The sequence below is a fragment of the Nonomuraea sp. PA05 genome, assembly GCF_008086045.1.
In the GTDB taxonomy this organism is placed as follows: Bacteria; Actinomycetota; Actinomycetes; order Streptosporangiales; family Streptosporangiaceae; genus Nonomuraea; species Nonomuraea monospora.
In genome coordinates, this window is record NZ_VSEY01000010.1 from 265,566 (window position 1) to 281,543 (window position 15,978).

The following is a 15,978-nucleotide window of genomic DNA, read 5'->3' on the forward strand; positions in this document are numbered from 1 at the left end:
GTCAGATGACTCCGTTCGTCTTGAGTTCGGCCAGCTCGTCCGCGCTCACGCCGAGCTCGCCGTAGATCTCCTGGTTGTGCTCGCCCAGCAGGGGCGGGGTGCGGACGTCCACCGGCGAGTCCGACAGCTGCAGCGGGCTGCCCACGGTCACGAACTCGCCGCGCGTCGGGTGCTCGACCTTGACGACGATGCCCTCGTCCTGGAGGCTCTCGTCCTCCACCAGCTCCTTGGTGGACAGGATCGGCCCGCACGGGATGTTCTGGGCGTTGAGCGTGTCGAGCACCGTCCACTTGTCGTGGCGGATCGTCCACTCCTCGATGAGCTGGAACATCTTGTCCAGCTTCGACAGCCGCGCCTCCGGCGTCGCCCACTCCGGGTCCTCGGCCAGCTCGGGGCGGCCGATGATGCCCGAGATCGGCTTCCAGCCGACCGGCTGCACGATGACGTAGATGTAGTCGTTCGGGCCGCCGGGCGCGCAGCGCACCGCCCAGCCCGGCTGCCCGCCGCCGCTGGCGTTGCCCGAGCGCGGCACCTCGTCGCCGAACGTCTTGTTCGGGTACTCGCGCAGCGGCCCGTGCGCCAGGCGCTGCTGGTCGCGCAGCTTCACGCGGCACAGGTTCAGCACGGCGTGCTGCATGGCCACCTGTACGCGCTGCCCGCGACCCGACTGCTCGCGCTGGTAGAGGGCCGCCAGGATGCCGGCCACCGCGTGGATGCCGGTGCCCGAGTCGCCGATCTGCGCGCCCGTGGCCAGCGGCGGGCCCTCCTCGAAGCCCGTGGTGCTCATCGAGCCGCCCATCGCCTGGGCGATCACCTCGTACGCCTTGAACTTGGCGTACCTGCCCTGGCCGAAGCCCTTGATCGAGGCGTAGATGAGGCGGGGGTTGAGCTCCTGGAGCCGATCCCAGGAGAAGCCCATGCGGTCCACCGCGCCAGGGCCGAAGTTCTCCACCAGGATGTCGGCGCTCTTCACCAGCTCGGTGAAGATCTCCTTGCCGCGCTCGCTCTTCATGTTGAGGGTGATGCTGCGCTTGTTGCAGTTCAGCATCGTGAAGTAGAGGCTGTCCACATCGGGCAGGTCGCGCAGCTGCTGCCGGGTGATGTCGCCGGTGGGGGCCTCCAGCTTGACCACGTCGGCGCCCAGCCAGGCGAGCATCTGGGTGGCCGACGGGCCGGACTGGACGTGGGTCATGTCGAGGACGCGGACACCTTCGAGAGCCTTCATCAGCGATTCCCCTACTTGTACATGGTCTGGTTCATGGTTCCGGGGGCGTACACCTCTGGGTCGACCCAGACGTTGATCAGTGAGGGCTTGCCCGACTGGCGGGCCCGCTCCAGCGCGGGACGGATCTCGGCGGGGTCGCGGACCTCCTCGCCGTAGCCGCCCAGCAGCTTGGCGAAGTCGCCGTAACGGATGTCGCCGAGGGTGTTGCCGACGCGGGCGCGGTCCTCGCCGTACTTGGCGGCCTGGCCGTACCTGATCTGGTTCATCGAGGAGTTGTTGCCGATGACGCCGATGAACGGCAGGTCGAAGCGGACCATCGTCTCGAAGTCCCAGCCGGTGAGGCTGAAGGCGCCGTCGCCGAACAGGCAGAGCACCTCCTTGTCGCGCCGCGCCTGCTTGGCGGCCATCGCGAACGCCATGCCGACGCCGAGCGTGCCGAGCGGGCCCGGGTCCATCCAGTGGCCGGGCGACTTGGGCTGCACGACCTGGCCGGAGAAGGTGACGATGTCGCCGCCGTCGCCGATGTAGATCGTGTCCTCGGTGAGGAACTCGTTGATCTCGTGCACCAGCCGGTACGGGTCGATCGGCTGGGCGCCGGAGAGCTGGCGGGGCAGGCGCTTCTCGTACGACTGCGTCTCGACGTTGCGCAGCTCCTCCAGCCACTCCTTGCGGCGGGCCGCGCCGTTCTCGATGCGCCCGCTGGCCGCCTGCGCGGCGGCGGCGAGGATGAGGCCGGCGTCGCCCACGATGCCGAGGTCGATGTCGCGGTTCTTGCCGACGGTGCGGTAGTCGAGGTCGATCTGGACCACCTTCGCGGTCGGCGACAGGCGCTTGCCGTAGCCCATCCGGAAGTCGAACGGGGTGCCGACGATGATGATCAGGTCGGCCTCGGTGAAGGCGTACCTGCGGCTGAGCTGGAAGTGGTGCGGGTCGCCCGGCGGGAGCGTGCCGCGGCCTGAGCCGTTCATGTACGCGGGCACGTTCAGCGAGCGGACGAAGTCGATGGCCGCGTCGGTCGCCCGGCACGTCCAGACCTGGCTGCCGAGCAGGATGCACGGCTTCTCCGCGTGCGCCAGCATGTCGGCCAGCCGCTCGACGGCCTCGGGGTCGCCCGCCTGGCGGGTCGAGGCGCGGTACTGACCGGCCGTGGGGATGCGGGCCTTCTCGATCGGCACCTTCGCGTCCAGCACGTCACGCGGGATCTCCAGGAACGACGGCCCGGGAGCGCCGTGGTAGCACTCGCGGAAGGCCATCGACACGATGTCGGCCACCCGTTCCGTGCTGGGCACCGTGGCCGCGAACTTGGTGATCGGGGTCATCATGTCCACGTGGGGCAGGTCCTGCAGCGAGCCCATCTTGTGCTGGCTCAGCGCGCCCTGCCCGCCGATGAGCAACATCGGGCTCTCGGCGCGGAAGGCGTTGGCCACGCCCGTCACCGCGTCGGTCGTGCCAGGACCGGCGGTGACCACCGCGCAGCCGGGCTTGCCGGTGATGCGCGCGTATCCGTCCGCGGCGTGCGCGGCTACCTGCTCGTGGCGTACGTCGATGACCTCGATGCCCTCATCGACGCAGCCGTCGTAGATATCGATGATGTGGCCGCCGCAGAGCGTGTAGATCACATCCACGCCCTCGGCCTTGAGCGCCTTGGCTACGAGATGACCGCCAGAGATCGTTTCCGACATCATGCCACCCTTTCCCGGCGACGAAATGCTGTCTTCCGCATACTGCATACCGTATGAACGCAATGGTTACCCCCTTGCCAACCGTGTGTCTAGCCCCCAGGGGGCAACTCGATCAGTTCGATCTGTTCTCCGGCCCATCCGGAGGGGACCACCGCCAGCGCGTCCGCCAGCGCCGCGCCCCACAACGACCCGGGCCGGTCGTGCCCCATCGGCACCGCGCCCCTTCCCGACCTTCTGACCGGCACCAGGCGGGTGTCCGTGGGGTGCGTCCGCACGGGGCCGGCCAGGGCGCTGGTCTCCCTGGTGGCGGGGGTGCCGGCCAGCTCGCGCAGGATGGGGGCCAGCAGGGTGAGCGCCGCCGCCAGGGCCGCGAACGGGTTGCCCGGCAGGCCCACGACGAGCCTGCCGTCGGCCAGGCGGGCCAGGAGTTGCGGGTGCCCGGGGCGGACGGCGACGCCGTCCACGATCACCTCGGCGCCGAGCTCACCGAGCACCGCCCGGAGGTGGTCGGCGGGGCCGTGCGACGACGCCCCGCACACCACGACGACGTCCGGCACGCCGACCTCGGCACTGAGCGCCGCACGAAGCACGTCCGGCCCGTCCCGCAGCCGCTCCGTGCCCGCGACCCGCCCTCCGGCCCACTCCACCAGCCCCGGCAGGAACGGCCCGATCGCATCCCGCACCCGCCCAGGCCCCGGCAGCCCTTCGTGCACCACCTCATCCCCGGTGACCAGCACCAGAACCTGAGGACGCGGCCGTACCAGCAGCGTGTCGTGCCCGAGCGCGGCGGCCAGCCCGAGCGCGACCGGCGTCACCACCGCGCCCGCCCCGAGCACCACCGTCCCCTCGGGAACGTCCTCACCGCGCCGCCGCACATGCCGGCCCCGCTCGAAGCCGCCGCTCACCCACCCCTCGCCCGCCTCCGCCCGCTCGTACGGCAGCACCGCCTCGCACCCGCCGGGCACCGGAGCCCCGGTGGCGATCTCCACCGCCTCCCCCACGCCCAGCGCCCCGCCGTGCGCCGCTCCCCCGGCCAGCACCCGCCCCACCACGCGCCACGGCCCGGGACCCGCCACCGCGTACCCGTCCATCGCCGACACGTCCACGCCGGGCACCGGCACCAGCGCGCACACCGGCGCGGCCAGCCGGCACCCGAGCGCCTCCGCCAGGGGCGCGGATGAAGGCTTCAAAGGGCAGGCCGCCCCGGCCGCGAGGGTCCGCGCGGAGCCCCATGAGATCGCTTCCACCACTGGTCCATGCCTCAGAACGGCCACCGGCACACTCCTTGACCCGCGTTTTTCCATACTGTATACGGGATACACGATCCGACGCGAGAACGGAGCGCAGCATGAAGGTCGCTGTTCTTGGCGCCGGCGCCATCGGCGCATACGTGGGGGCCGCCCTCCACAGGGCGGGAGTCGAGGTGCACCTCGTTGCGAGAGGCGCGCACCTCGAGGCGATTCGCCGCGCCGGTGTGCGGGTGCTCACCCCCAGGGGCGACTTCGTCGCCCATCCCCATGCCACCGACGACCCCACCCAGGTCGGTCCGGTGGACCACATCTTCCTGGGCCTCAAGGCGAACAGCTACGCCTCGGCGGGCCCCATGATCCAGCCGCTTCTGCACGAGACCACGAGCATCATCGCCGCGCAGAACGGCATCCCGTGGTGGTACTTCCACGGGCTCAAGGGCCCCTACGAGGGCTACCGCATCGAGAGCGTCGATCCGGGCGGCGCGGTGACGACCGCGCTGCCCCTGCACCGTGCCATCGGCTGCGTCGTCTACGCCGCCACGGAGATCGAGGAGCCGGGCGTCATCCGCCACCTCGAAGGGACCCGCTTCTCCATCGGCGAGCCGGACGGCACGCTGACGGAGCGGTGCGCCGCCTTCAGCCAGGCCGCCGTGGAGGGCGGCCTGAAGTGCCCGGTGGAGCGCGACCTGCGCCGGGACGTCTGGATCAAACTCATGGGAAACATCGCCTTCAACCCGATCAGCGCGCTGGCCAGGGCCACGATGGCGGGCATCTGCCGCCACGACGGCGCAAGAGAGCTGGTCGTGGCCATGATGCGGGAGACGGTGGACGTGGCCAGGCGCGTGGGCTGCGATCCGGGGATCTCCATCGAGCGCCGCCTGCGCGGCGCGGAGAAGGCGGGCGAGCACAAGACGTCCACGCTCCAGGACCTGGAGAAGGGCAAGCCGCTGGAGCTCGACGTGCTGCTGGCCGCGGTGGTCGAGCTGGCCGATCTGACCGGTGCCGAGGTGCCGACACTGCGGGCGATCCACGCGGTGAGCGACCTGCTGAACGAGAATCTTGTTCGTGCGGTCTAGCTCGGAATACCGTAGATTGTATACTGAATGGAGGGATCATGAGCTATGACCGCCTGACCCATCCACTGGTGCGCGAGAACGGCGAGCTGCGCCAGGCGTCGTGGGACGAAGCGCTGGATGCGGCCGCGGCAGGCTTCCTGCGCAACATAGAACGGCACGGCCCCGACAGCTTCTCGATGTTGTCGTGCGCCCGATCCACCAACGAGATGAACTACGTCGGGCAGAAGTTCACCCGCGTGGTCGTCGGCACCAACAACGTGGACTCCTGCAACCGCACCTGCCACGCGCCCAGCGTGGCGGGCCTGTCGGCGGTGTTCGGCAGCGGTGGCGGCACCTCCTCCTACCAGGAGGTGGAGGAGACCGACGTGATCGTGATGTGGGGCTCGGCGGCCCGCAACGCCCACCCCATCTTCTTCCAGCACGTGCTCAAGGGCATCCACAACGGCGCCAGGATGTTCGCGGTGGACCCGCGCCGCACCGGCACCGCCCAGTGGGCCGACCTCTGGCTCGGGCTCAACGTGGGCACCGACATCCCGCTCGCGCACGCGGTGGCCCGCGAGATCATCCACGCGGGCCTGCACAACACGGCGTTCATCGAGCGCGCCACGGTCGGCTTCGAGGAGTTCAAGGAGTCGGTCGAGCCGTGGACGCTGTCCGTGGCCGAGCAGGTGACGGGGGTCCCGGCGGAGGCGATCCGCGAGCTGGCCCACGCCTACGCCCGCGCCGACCGCGCCCAGCTCTGCTGGACGCTGGGCATCACCGAGCACCACAACGCCACCGACAACGTCCGGGCGATGATCAACCTGGCCCTGCTGACCGGCCACGTCGGCCGCTACGGCTCGGGCCTGTCGCCGCTGCGCGGCCAGAACAACGTGCAGGGCGGCGGCGACATGGGCGCCATCCCCAACCGCCTGCCGGGCTTCCAGGACCTCCTCGACCCCGCGATCAGGCAGCGGTTCGAGGGCGTCTGGGGCCGCCCGATCCGGCCCCAGTACGGCCGTACCCTCACCCAGATGCTGGAGGGCATGGCCGAGGGCGAGGTGACCACCTGCTACATGATCGGCGAGAACCCGGTGCAGTCCGAGGCCGACTCGTTGTCCTGCATCAAGCGCCTGTCCATGCTCGATCACCTCGTCGTGCAGGACATCTTCCTCACCAAGACCGCGCAGATGGCCGACGTGGTGCTGCCGGCCAGCGCCGCCTGGTGCGAGGCGGACGGCACGTTCACCAACAGCGAGCGGCGGGTGCAGCGGGTACGCAAGGCCGTCGAGCCGCCGGGCGAGGCGCGCGACGACATCTGGATCATGTGCGAGATCGCCCGCCGGATGGGCCACGACTGGCACTACGACGGCGCGGAGGAGGTCTGGAACGAGCTGCGCTCCCTGTCGCCGCAGCACCACGGCATGACCTACCAGCGGCTGGCCGAGCTGCAGGGCATCCAGTGGCCGTGCCCGTCGGAGGACTCGCTGGAGCCGCCGTACCTGCACGGCAGGCTCTGGGAGAGCGACCCGGTCAAGCGCGGCACGCCGGCGCCGTTCGCGGTGCTGCGGCACTCGCCGCCGGTGGACCTGCTGGACGAGGAGTACCCGCTGCGGCTGACGACCGGGCGGCGGCTCGACTCCTACAACACGGGGGTGCAGTCGTCCGGGTTCGCCTCGCCGCTGCGGCGAGGCGAGACGATCGAGATGTGCCCCGAGGACGCCGACAAGTACGGCCTGGTGGCCGGCGAGGAGGTGCGGATCAGCTCGCGGCGCGGCTCGGTGGTGGCCCCGGTCCACATCGATCCCGGGCTGCGGCCCGGGCTGGTGTTCATGACCTTCCACTTTCCTGACGAGGTCGACACCAACGCGCTGACCATCGAGGCCACCTGTCCCATCGCGGGCACCGCCGAGTTCAAGGCGGCGGCCGTACGCGTCGAGAAGCTCGTGAAGGCCGGGTGAACAGGTGGATCTGAGATTCCGCGGCGCCGAACCGTCGCCGGAGGAACGCGCGGCGGTGGACGACCTGCTGGGGCCGCCTGCCACGGCCTGGGAGGGCGGCGTGCGCACCGACAGCGACCTGCGCGTCGCCGCCCGCGCCGAGGCCGCCCGCGACCTGCTGCTGCCCGCGCTGCACGCGGTCAACGACCGGGTGGGCTGGATCAGCGAGGGGGCGCTGGAGTACATCTGCCGCCGCCTGACCGTCCCGCCCGCCGAGGCGTACGGGGTGGCGACGTTCTACTCCCTGTTCTCCATGGAGCCCAGGCCCAAGCGGGTGCTGCACGTCTGCACGGACCTGGCCTGCCAGGCAAGGGGCGCCCAGGGCGTACGCGACCGCGTCGCCGAGCGCTTCGGCCCGCCGGGCGAGGACTGGCACGAGAGCCCGTGCCTGGGCCTGTGCGAGCGGGCCCCCGCCGCGCTCGCCCTGGAGGCGGGGCAGCCGCACCGGGCCGAGGTGTACGCCCCCGCCACCCCTGAGACGATCACCACGATCACGGGCGCGGCGCCCGCCACGAACGGGCACGCGCCGGGCGTCACCGTGGCCGGCGAGACACCCGTCAAGGACTCCGTGCCGCAGGCCGGTGACCCCGGCCTGGTGCTGCTGCGGCGGGTCGGCGTCGTGGACCCGGCCAGCCTGGACGACTACCGGGCGGCGGGCGGCTACACCGCGCTGCGCCGCGCGTTCGACCTCGGCCCCGCCGGGGTGATCCGCGAGGTGCTGGAGTCCGGCCTGGTCGGCAGGGGCGGCGCCGCCTTCCCCACCGGCCGCAAGTGGGACGCCGCCGCCCGCCAGCCCGACCACCCGCACTACCTGGTGTGCAACGCCGACGAGAGCGAGCCGGGCACGTTCAAGGACCGGGTGGTCATGGAGGGCGACCCGTACGCGCTGGTGGAGGCGATGACGATCGCCGCCTACGCCACCGGCTGCGCCAAGGGCTACCTCTACGTCAGGGGCGAGTACCCGCGGGCGGTCGCGCGGCTCCAGCACGCGATCGCCGCCGCCCGCTCGCGTGGCCTGCTCGGCGACGACATCCTCGGCAAGGGGCTGTCGTTCGACATCGAGCTGCGCAGGGGCGCGGGCGCGTACATCTGCGGCGAGGAGACCGCGATCTTCAACTCCATCGAGGGGCATCGCGGCGAGCCGCGCAGCAAGCCGCCGTTCCCGGTGGAGAAGGGGCTGTTCGGCAAGCCGACCGTGGTCAACAACGTCGAGACGCTGGTGAACGTGCTGCCGATCCTGGAGCGTGGCGCGCAGGCGTACGCGGCGGCGGAGCCCAAGCTGTTCTGCGTCTCGGGCGCGGTCGAGCGGCCCGGCGTGTACGAGCTGACGTTCGGCGCGACGCTGCGCGAGCTGCTCGACCTGAGCGGCACCACCGGCACGACCAGGGCGGTGCTGCTCGGCGGCGCAGCCGGCGCGTTTGTCACGGACCTGGACATCCCACTCACCTTCCAGGGCACCAGGGACGCGGGCGCGACGCTCGGCTCCGGCGTGGTGCTCGTCCTGGACGACACCGTGGACCTCAAGCGGCTGCTGCTGCGCATCGCGGAGTTCTTCCGCGACGAGTCGTGCGGCCAGTGCGTGCCCTGCCGGGTGGGCACCGTACGCCAGGAGGAGGCCCTGCACCGCCTCTCGCGCCGGGTCGACGACAGTGATCTCGTGCTGTTGCGCGAGGTCGGGCAGACCATGCGCGACGCCTCCATCTGCGGCCTCGGGCAGACCGCCTGGAACGCCGTCGAATCGGCCATCGACCGTCTGGGAGTGTTCAACAGATGATCCCGCTCCAGCCGCCCCGCCGGCTCATCGACGTCGAGATCGACGGCGAGACCGTGCGGGTCCCGGAGGGCTCGACGATCCTCGACGCCTGCCACGCGGCGGGCAAGGACGTGCCGACCCTCTGTTACGGCGACACGCTCACCCCGAAGAACGCCTGCCGGGTCTGCGTCGTGGAGGTGGAGGGCGCCAGGACGCTGGCGCCGTCCTGCTCCAGGAAGGCCGAGCAGGGCATGAAGGTCGGCACGGACACCGAGCGGGCCAGGCAGAGCCGCAAGGTGGTGCTGGAGCTGCTCGGCTCCTCGGTGGACCTTTCCACGACGCCGCGCGCGGCCGAGTGGACGCGGGAGTACGGCGCCGACCCGGCCAGGTTCGGCGACGAGGCGGCCACGGTCGAGCAGCCCGCCAAGGTGGACAACGACCTCTACGTCCGCGACTACGCCAAGTGCATCCTGTGCTACAAGTGCGTGGACGCGTGCGGCGACCAGTGGCAGAACTCCTTCGCCATCTCCGTCGCGGGCCGGGGCTTCGACTCGACGATCTCCACGGAGTTCGACGCCCCGCTCACCGACTCGGCCTGCGTCTACTGCGGCAACTGCGTGGAGGTGTGCCCGACGGGCGCGCTGTCGTTCAAGACCGAGTTCGACATGCGGGCCGAGGGCACCTGGGACGAGTCGAAGCAGACCGAGACCACGACGATCTGCAGTTACTGCGGGGTGGGCTGCAACCTGACCCTGCACGTGCAGGACAACAAGATCGTCAAGGTCTCCTCGCCGCACGACAACCCGGTCACGAAGGGCAACCTCTGCGTGAAGGGCCGCTTCGGGTACGGATATGTCTAGAGTGATCAAGAAGCGCATCCTGCGGGTGAAGGACGCCTCCAGGATGCGCAAGACCGACTCGCTGGCCGCCGAGGAGCCGCTGGAGATCCGGCTCGACGGCACCCCGCTGACCGTGACCATGCGCACGCCGGGCGACGACTTCGACCTGGCGGCCGGGTTCCTGGTCAGCGAGGGGGCCGTGGGCTCGGCCGGGGACATCTCCACGATCCGCTACTGCGCCGGCGCGACCGCGGAGGGCCAGAACACCTACAACGTCCTCGACGTGCGGCTCGCGCCAGGGGTGCCCGCCCCCGAGCCGCGCAACTTCTACACGACCTCCTCGTGCGGCGTCTGCGGCAAGGCGTCGCTCGAGGCGGTGCGCACGGTGGCTCGCTGGGACGCGGGAGACGACCCGGTCGAGCTGGCGCAGTCAACTGTCGCAGGCCTGCCGGACCGGCTGCGTGCGGCCCAGCGGATCTTCGACAGGACCGGGGGCCTGCACGCGGCCGGCCTGTTCACGGCCGACGGCGAGCCACTGTGCGTGCGCGAGGACGTCGGCCGCCACAACGCCGTGGACAAGCTGCTCGGCTGGGCGCTGCGCGAGGGACGGCTGCCGCTGCGCGGGACCGTGCTGATGGTGTCGGGCCGGGCCTCGTTCGAGCTGGTGCAGAAGGCGGTCATGGGCGGCGTGCCGGTGCTCGCCGCCGTCTCCGCGCCGTCCTCGCTCGCGGTCGAGCTGGCCGAGGAGCAGGGGCTGACGCTCATCGGGTTCCTGCGCGGGAGCTCGATGAACGTCTACACGGGGGAGCGGCGGCTGAGCCCCACAGGCGTCACCCTGGGCGCCGGCAACGGCTCTGCCGGCGTACCGACACCGGGGTGATGAGGGGATGCCGCACGGCGCGCCTGGCCCCCAGCCGCCGTCGGCATCCCACCCCCGCCATCAGGGCCCTCAGCGACGTCGGCAGCCCACCAGCATAGCCAGATTTTGACAACCGTTTTCATTTCGACGCATACTGACTCACATGATGTCAGGATTTTCCCGGTCGAGCGCTGTCGGTCTGCTGGCCGCAGCTTCCCTGCTCACCACCGCCGCCTGCGGCTCCGGCTCCGCTGAGACCTCCCCCTCCCCCTCCGCCTCTGGCGGCGGCAAGCCCGAGGTCGTGGCCGCGTTCTATCCGCTGCAGTGGCTGACCGAGCAGGTCGGGGGATCCGACGCGACCGTGACCGGCCTGACCGCCCCCGGCGTCGAGCCGCACGACCTGGAGCTGAGCATCCAGCAGGTCACCGAGCTCAAGAAGGCCGCGCTCACCGTCTACATCAAGGGCATCCAGCCGGCCGTGGACGACGCCGTGGACCCGGAGACCAGCTTCGACGCCGCCACCGCCGTCACCACCATCCCCGCGGGCGAGCACGCCGAGGAGGAGGGCGGCGAGGAGGAGCACGGGCACGAGGAGCTCTCCTACGACCCGCACCTGTGGCTCGACCCGTCGCGCCTGGCCACCGTCGCCACCAAGCTCGGCGAGCGCCTGGCCACGGCCGACCCCGCGCACGCCCAGGGCTTCAAGGACCGCGCCGCCAAGACGGCCGCCACGCTGGGCGCGCTCGACCAGGAGTTCACCCAGGGCCTGACCACCTGCAAGTCCAAGACGCTGGTCACCGCGCACGAGGCGTTCGGCTACCTGGCGGACCGGTACAAGCTCAAGCAGGTCGGCATCACGCTCGACCCCGAGACCGAGCCGTCGCCCACCCGCCTGTCGGAGGTGGCCAAGCTGGCCAAGGCCGAGGGCGTCACCACGATCTTCACCGAGTCCCTGGTCAGCCCGAAGGTGGCCGAGGTGCTCGCCGGCCAGGTCGGCGCCAAGACGGCGGTGCTCGACCCGCTGGAGAGCAAGCCCTCCGGGGATTACCTGTCCGCCATGCGCGATAACCTCAAAACACTACAAACAGCACTGGGGTGTACGGCATGAGCGAAACGGCCTTCGCGATGACCGACGGCCGGGTCTCCTTCGATGGCAAGCCCGTCCTTCGAGGGATCGACCTGACCGTCTGTCCCGGGGAGGTCGTCGCCCTCCTGGGCGCCAACGGCTCGGGCAAGTCGACGCTGGTCCGCGCGCTCCTCGGCCTCACGCCGCTGACCGGCGGCCGGACCTTGGTGTACGGCGCGCCGCCCGGCAGGTTCCGCGACTGGTGGCGCATCGGCTACGTGCCGCAGCGGCTCCAGGTCGGCGGCGGCGTGCCCGCCACCGTGCGCGAGGTCGTCGCCTCGGGCCGGATCGCCCGGCAGAGCAGGCTGCGCAGGACCAGCGCCGCCGACAAGGCCGCCGTCGCCGACGCCCTGGAGGCGGTCAGGCTCGCCGACCGGGCCGGTGACCCCGTGCAGTCGCTGTCAGGGGGGCAGCAGCAGCGGGTGCTCATCGCCAGGGCGCTGGCCGGGGAGCCCGACACGTACGTGATGGACGAGCCCACCGCGGGCGTGGACGCCGAGACCCAGCAGTTGCTCGCCGACACGCTGGCCGGGCTCGTCCGGGCCGGGAAGACCGTGGTGCTCGTGGCGCACGAGCTGGGCCCGCTGGAGCCCGTCATCACGCGCGGCGTGGTGATCCGCGAGGGCCGCGTCGCCCACGACGGCCGGCCGCCCCGCCCGGAGGGCGACTGCGCCAGGCCGGGCCACGAACACCAGCACCCGCACGCCGAGGAGCCCGTGGGGGGCCCGCTCACCGGGTGGCAGGGGGAACCAAGGTGATCTTCGAACTGCTCCAGGAGGAGCTCTTCCAGCTCGCGCTCATCGCGGCACTGCTGGTGGGGCTCTGCGCGCCCGCCGTCGGCACGTTCATCGTGCAGCGGCGGCTGTCGCTGCTGGGCGACGGCATCGGGCACGTGGCGCTGACCGGCGTCGCGCTCGGCTTTCTGACCGGCACCGCGCCCGTCCTCACCGCCGTGATCGTCTCCATCGCCGGCGCCGTCGCCATCGAGCTCGTCAGGGCGCGCGGGCGCACCAGCGGCGACGTGGCGCTGGCGCTGCTGTTCTACGGCGGCATCGCGGGCGGCGTCATGCTCATGGGCATCGCGCCCGGCGGCAGCAACGCCAAGCTGAACTCCTACCTGTTCGGCGCCATCGCCAGCGTCACCGTCGAGGACATCTGGGTCATCGCCGCCCTCGCCATCGCCGTCATCGCGGTGGTCCTGATCTTCGGCAGGGAGCTGTTCGTGCTCTGCCAGGACGAGGAGATGGCCAAGGCCAGCGGCCTGCCCGTCCGGTTCCTGAGCCTGCTCATCGCCGTCACCGCCGCCCTCACCGTCGTCATCGCCATGCGCGTCGTCGGCCTGCTGCTCGTCAGCGCCCTCATGGTCATCCCGGTGGCCACCAGCCAGCAGCTCACCCGCGGCTTCCGTACCACTATGGGGCTCGCCATGCTGTTCGGCGTGATCGCCTCCGTGGGCGGCCTGCTCGCCTCCACCTACTCCGCGAAGGTCCCGCCGGGCGCCGCGATCGTGCTTCTTGCGCTCGCCGGCTTCGTCCTGGCCCTCGGTGTCGGTAAATTCGTACGCCGAGGCCGTACCCAGGAGTCGACATTGAGCGAGCGACCAAAGCTGCGCGTCGAGGAGGTCGCATGACCACGAGGCGCGATGCAGTGCACGACACCCTCCGCCAGAGCGAGGGTTTCCGTAGCGCGCAGGACGTCTATGCCGAGATGCGCCTGCACGGGGCGAAGATCGGGCTGACGACCGTCTACCGGGCGTTGCAGGCACTGGCCGACAAGGGCCAGGTCGACGTGCTGCGCACCGACGACGGCGAGTCCGTCTACCGCGCGTGCGCGACCGACACCCACCATCACCATCTGGTGTGCCGCAAGTGCGGGCGCACCGTGGAGGTGGCGGGGCCGGCCGTGGAGCGGTGGGCCGAGGCGGTGGGCAGCGAGCACGGCTTCACCGAGATCACCCACACGGTCGAGGTCTTCGGCACCTGCTCGTCCTGCTCCACGGCTCCCGCCCGCACGGGCTGATCGCCTTCGTCAGCCATCCACCTGTACGGAGGCTCCCGCCCGCACGGGCTGACCGCCTTCGTCAGCCATCCACCTGTACGGGGACCTTGGCGGCAGCGGGCCGGCGGGAGCCGTACAGCACCCCCAGCACGACCACCACGCACCCGGCGAGCTGCAACACCGACGGCCGCTCGCCGAGCGCCACCGTGGAGATCGCCACGGTGGACATGGGCTGCACGAGCAGCAGCAGCGACGTGAGCGCGGCGGGCTGGCGCGGCAGCGTGTACGTGATCAGCGTCCACCCCAGCACCTGCGGCCCCAGCGCGAGCACCAGCAGCCACCCGTGCGCCGGCCAGCTCGGCACGAACTCCGCTCCCCCGAACAACGGGCTGAGCAGAGCGATCGCCACCGTCGCCACCACCGTCGCGTGCGCCAGCGGCCCGGCCGCCCTGTCGGACCCGCCCTTGAGCAGCAGCAGATAGGCCGCGTACGACAGCGAGGTCGCCACCCCGGCGGCCACCCCCAGCAACGGATCGCTGCCGTAGGCGGCGCTGTCGAAGACCCCGGAGATCAGCACGACCCCCGCGAACACCACCGGCGTCCCCGCCATCAACGGCGTGGACGGCCGCTCCCCGAACAACGCCCACGCGGCGAACGCCACGATGAACACCTGCAGATTCCCCAGCACCGTCGCCAGCCCGGCGCCCACGTAGTCGATCGCGTGATGCCAGAACAGCAGGTCGAGCGAGAACACCGCCCCGGCGCCCCACGACATCAGCACCGCCCTGCGCGGCAGCGGCCCGAGCCGCCGCCGCTCCAGCCAGGCCAGCAGCAGCATGGGCGGCACCGCGTACGCGCACCGGAACAACGCCGAGGTCGCGGGCGATACACCTGATAACCGAACGAGGGGAGCGGAGGTGGAGATGACGAGCGCACCGATGATCGCGATCAGCACGATACGGCGATGTGCACTCACGGAAACCCCCCGAACCCCGTACAGGAGATACGCTGCGACCACGCTAGAACCCGGCCCGGACAGGAGTCAACATGCCGTTTGGCCATGACATGGTGCATTCGCTGGCCACCGTTGTCGAACTGGTCAACACCTCGCCGTCCACCGGCGGCGACGAAGGCCTGTCCGGCCTGGCCGAGCTGCAAGCGTTCGTCGAGTCCCGCAAGGTCAGCGGCGTCGGCAAACTCACCGCCCGCGACCTGGGCCAGGTCCGCATGGTGCGCGAGGCCTTCCACCGCGTCTTCACCGCCCCCGACCAGCCCACAGCCGTCCGCACCCTCAACGCGCTCCTGTCCGAGACCCGCATCACCCCGCGCCTCACGGAGCACGACGGCCACCCGCTGCACGTCCACTACTTCGCCGCCGACGCCACCCTCGCCGAGCACGTCGCGGCCGACTGCGGCGTCGCCCTGGCCCACCTGCTCGTCGAAGGCGAGGTGGAACGCCTGCGCACCTGCTCGGCGCCCGACTGTGACCGGGTGTTCGTGGATGAGTCGCGTAATCGGTCGCGCGTGTATTGCGACAGCCGGACGTGCGGCAACCGCATGCACGTGGCCGCCTACCGCGCCCGGCGGCGAGCCTGACCCGGGGCTGAGTGCGATGAATCAGCGTGGGCCGGACCAGAACACCTTGCGAGCCGCCGCACAGGACGCCCGCAGAGCAGAAGTCGAGCTGGACAACGCACACGCCTGGCTGGAAACGGCGCTGCAGGGCCCGATGGACCCGCTCGGAGCCGAGGCATGGGTCTTCGACGAAACCTTCCAGCACGTGCTCCTGGTCAAGCACCGCCAGCGCGGCTGGGTGCCACCGGGCGGCCGGGTAGAGCCCGGCGAGAGCCCGCGAGAGGCCGCCCGCCGCGAACTACTCGAGGAGACGGGCATCTCCGTCGATCTGCTGGACGCTCCGGCGGCGGTCACGGTCCGCTCCTACCACCCCGATTTGAGCCTCACGCTCGGCTTGTCCTACGGGGCCGTCGTGCACCGGCCGGTGCGGCTCGTGGAGGAGAGCGGTCAGCCTGTGGCCTGGGTCCCTCTCACGGAGGACTGGGAGGGCGCCTTTCCCCAAGATCGGCCGCACATCCGCGCGTACGCGAGACGGCTGTCCCACCGGGCGGAGTAGCTCGCGGTGGAACCGCACGGTCATGAAGAGATCCCCGCACCCCTCCGGACGCGACCTCGG

At 71.1% G+C, this 15,978-nt stretch carries 15 protein-coding genes; 11 read left to right on the plus strand and 4 right to left on the minus strand.

The window, feature by feature from the left end:
- Position 1 precedes the first annotated feature (1 nt).
- From frc to FXF51_RS18400, 3 genes are all read right to left on the minus strand, one after another.
- Entirely contained in the window at positions 2–1,228 is a 1,227-nt protein-coding gene (frc, locus tag FXF51_RS18390; RefSeq protein ID WP_222871346.1) for a formyl-CoA transferase, read from the minus strand.
- 8 nt (positions 1,229–1,236) lie between these two features.
- The gene (locus tag FXF51_RS18395) at positions 1,237–2,910 is read right to left on the minus strand and encodes a thiamine pyrophosphate-binding protein (protein WP_148435705.1); all 1,674 of its coding nucleotides are present in this window, start codon (positions 2,908–2,910) and stop codon (positions 1,237–1,239) included.
- A gap of 86 nt (positions 2,911–2,996) precedes the next feature.
- Complete coding sequence (locus tag FXF51_RS18400; RefSeq protein WP_262379625.1) at positions 2,997–4,157, minus strand: molybdopterin molybdotransferase MoeA; 1,161 nt, start codon at positions 4,155–4,157, stop codon at positions 2,997–2,999.
- A gap of 98 nt (positions 4,158–4,255) precedes the next feature.
- Between FXF51_RS18400 and FXF51_RS18405 the strand changes: the two genes are divergently transcribed.
- From FXF51_RS18405 to FXF51_RS18445, 9 genes are all read left to right on the plus strand, one after another.
- Positions 4,256–5,233, plus strand: a complete 978-nt coding sequence (locus tag FXF51_RS18405; RefSeq protein WP_148435707.1) for a 2-dehydropantoate 2-reductase — start codon at positions 4,256–4,258, stop codon at positions 5,231–5,233.
- Positions 5,234–5,271: 38 nt separating this feature from the next.
- Positions 5,272–7,173, plus strand: coding sequence for a molybdopterin oxidoreductase family protein (locus FXF51_RS18410; RefSeq protein WP_148435708.1), 1,902 nt, complete (start codon positions 5,272–5,274; stop codon positions 7,171–7,173).
- Positions 7,174–7,177: 4 nt separating this feature from the next.
- Entirely contained in the window at positions 7,178–8,986 is a 1,809-nt protein-coding gene (locus FXF51_RS18415) for an NAD(P)H-dependent oxidoreductase subunit E (protein WP_148435709.1), read from the plus strand.
- The gene (locus FXF51_RS18420) at positions 8,983–9,825 is read left to right on the plus strand and encodes a 2Fe-2S iron-sulfur cluster-binding protein (RefSeq protein ID WP_148435710.1); all 843 of its coding nucleotides are present in this window, start codon (positions 8,983–8,985) and stop codon (positions 9,823–9,825) included. Before FXF51_RS18415 ends, FXF51_RS18420 begins: the two co-directional genes overlap by 4 nt.
- Positions 9,818–10,684 (plus strand): formate dehydrogenase accessory sulfurtransferase FdhD, encoded by an 867-nt coding sequence (gene fdhD, locus FXF51_RS18425; RefSeq protein ID WP_148435711.1) that lies wholly within the window; start codon positions 9,818–9,820, stop codon positions 10,682–10,684. Before FXF51_RS18420 ends, fdhD begins: the two co-directional genes overlap by 8 nt.
- A gap of 142 nt (positions 10,685–10,826) precedes the next feature.
- Positions 10,827–11,771 (plus strand): metal ABC transporter substrate-binding protein, encoded by a 945-nt coding sequence (locus tag FXF51_RS18430; protein WP_262379615.1) that lies wholly within the window; start codon positions 10,827–10,829, stop codon positions 11,769–11,771.
- The gene (locus tag FXF51_RS18435; protein ID WP_187414433.1) at positions 11,768–12,547 is read left to right on the plus strand and encodes a metal ABC transporter ATP-binding protein; all 780 of its coding nucleotides are present in this window, start codon (positions 11,768–11,770) and stop codon (positions 12,545–12,547) included. Before FXF51_RS18430 ends, FXF51_RS18435 begins: the two co-directional genes overlap by 4 nt.
- Positions 12,547–13,419 carry a metal ABC transporter permease gene (locus tag FXF51_RS18440; RefSeq protein ID WP_148435759.1) on the plus strand — a complete coding sequence of 291 codons (873 nt, stop codon included), beginning with the start codon at positions 12,547–12,549 and terminating at the stop codon, positions 13,417–13,419. Before FXF51_RS18435 ends, FXF51_RS18440 begins: the two co-directional genes overlap by 1 nt.
- Positions 13,416–13,808, plus strand: a complete 393-nt coding sequence (locus FXF51_RS18445; RefSeq protein ID WP_148435713.1) for a Fur family transcriptional regulator — start codon at positions 13,416–13,418, stop codon at positions 13,806–13,808. The genes FXF51_RS18440 and FXF51_RS18445 overlap by 4 nt, the downstream gene beginning before the upstream one ends.
- Positions 13,809–13,869: 61 nt before the next feature.
- Here FXF51_RS18445 and FXF51_RS18450 read toward each other — a convergent pair whose 3' ends face one another.
- Positions 13,870–14,763 carry a DMT family transporter gene (locus tag FXF51_RS18450; RefSeq protein ID WP_262379616.1) on the minus strand — a complete coding sequence of 298 codons (894 nt, stop codon included), beginning with the start codon at positions 14,761–14,763 and terminating at the stop codon, positions 13,870–13,872.
- A 71-nt stretch (positions 14,764–14,834) separates the two neighbouring features.
- Between FXF51_RS18450 and FXF51_RS18455 the strand changes: the two genes are divergently transcribed.
- Positions 14,835–15,383: a CGNR zinc finger domain-containing protein gene (locus tag FXF51_RS18455; RefSeq protein ID WP_187414434.1), complete on the plus strand. Its 549-nt coding sequence runs from the start codon at positions 14,835–14,837 to the stop codon at positions 15,381–15,383.
- 16 nt (positions 15,384–15,399) lie between these two features.
- On the plus strand, positions 15,400–15,918 hold the full coding sequence (locus FXF51_RS63470; RefSeq protein ID WP_148435715.1) for an NUDIX domain-containing protein: 519 nt from the start codon (positions 15,400–15,402) through the stop codon (positions 15,916–15,918).
- Positions 15,919–15,978: the final 60 nt, after the last annotated feature.

Coding starts and splice junctions, on each gene's coding strand:
- FXF51_RS18430 (WP_262379615.1), top strand. CDS start 10,827: ATGATGTCAGGATTTTCCCGGTCGAGCGCTGTCGGTCTGCTGGCCGCA.
- FXF51_RS18420 (WP_148435710.1), top strand. CDS start 8,983: ATGATCCCGCTCCAGCCGCCCCGCCGGCTCATCGACGTCGAGATCGAC.
- FXF51_RS18455 (WP_187414434.1), top strand. CDS start 14,835: ATGCCGTTTGGCCATGACATGGTGCATTCGCTGGCCACCGTTGTCGAA.
- FXF51_RS18405 (WP_148435707.1), top strand. CDS start 4,256: ATGAAGGTCGCTGTTCTTGGCGCCGGCGCCATCGGCGCATACGTGGGG.
- FXF51_RS18395 (WP_148435705.1), bottom strand. CDS start 2,910: ATGATGTCGGAAACGATCTCTGGCGGTCATCTCGTAGCCAAGGCGCTC.
- fdhD (WP_148435711.1), top strand. CDS start 9,818: ATGTCTAGAGTGATCAAGAAGCGCATCCTGCGGGTGAAGGACGCCTCC.
- FXF51_RS18445 (WP_148435713.1), top strand. CDS start 13,416: ATGACCACGAGGCGCGATGCAGTGCACGACACCCTCCGCCAGAGCGAG.
- FXF51_RS18435 (WP_187414433.1), top strand. CDS start 11,768: ATGAGCGAAACGGCCTTCGCGATGACCGACGGCCGGGTCTCCTTCGAT.
- FXF51_RS18410 (WP_148435708.1), top strand. CDS start 5,272: ATGAGCTATGACCGCCTGACCCATCCACTGGTGCGCGAGAACGGCGAG.
- FXF51_RS63470 (WP_148435715.1), top strand. CDS start 15,400: ATGAATCAGCGTGGGCCGGACCAGAACACCTTGCGAGCCGCCGCACAG.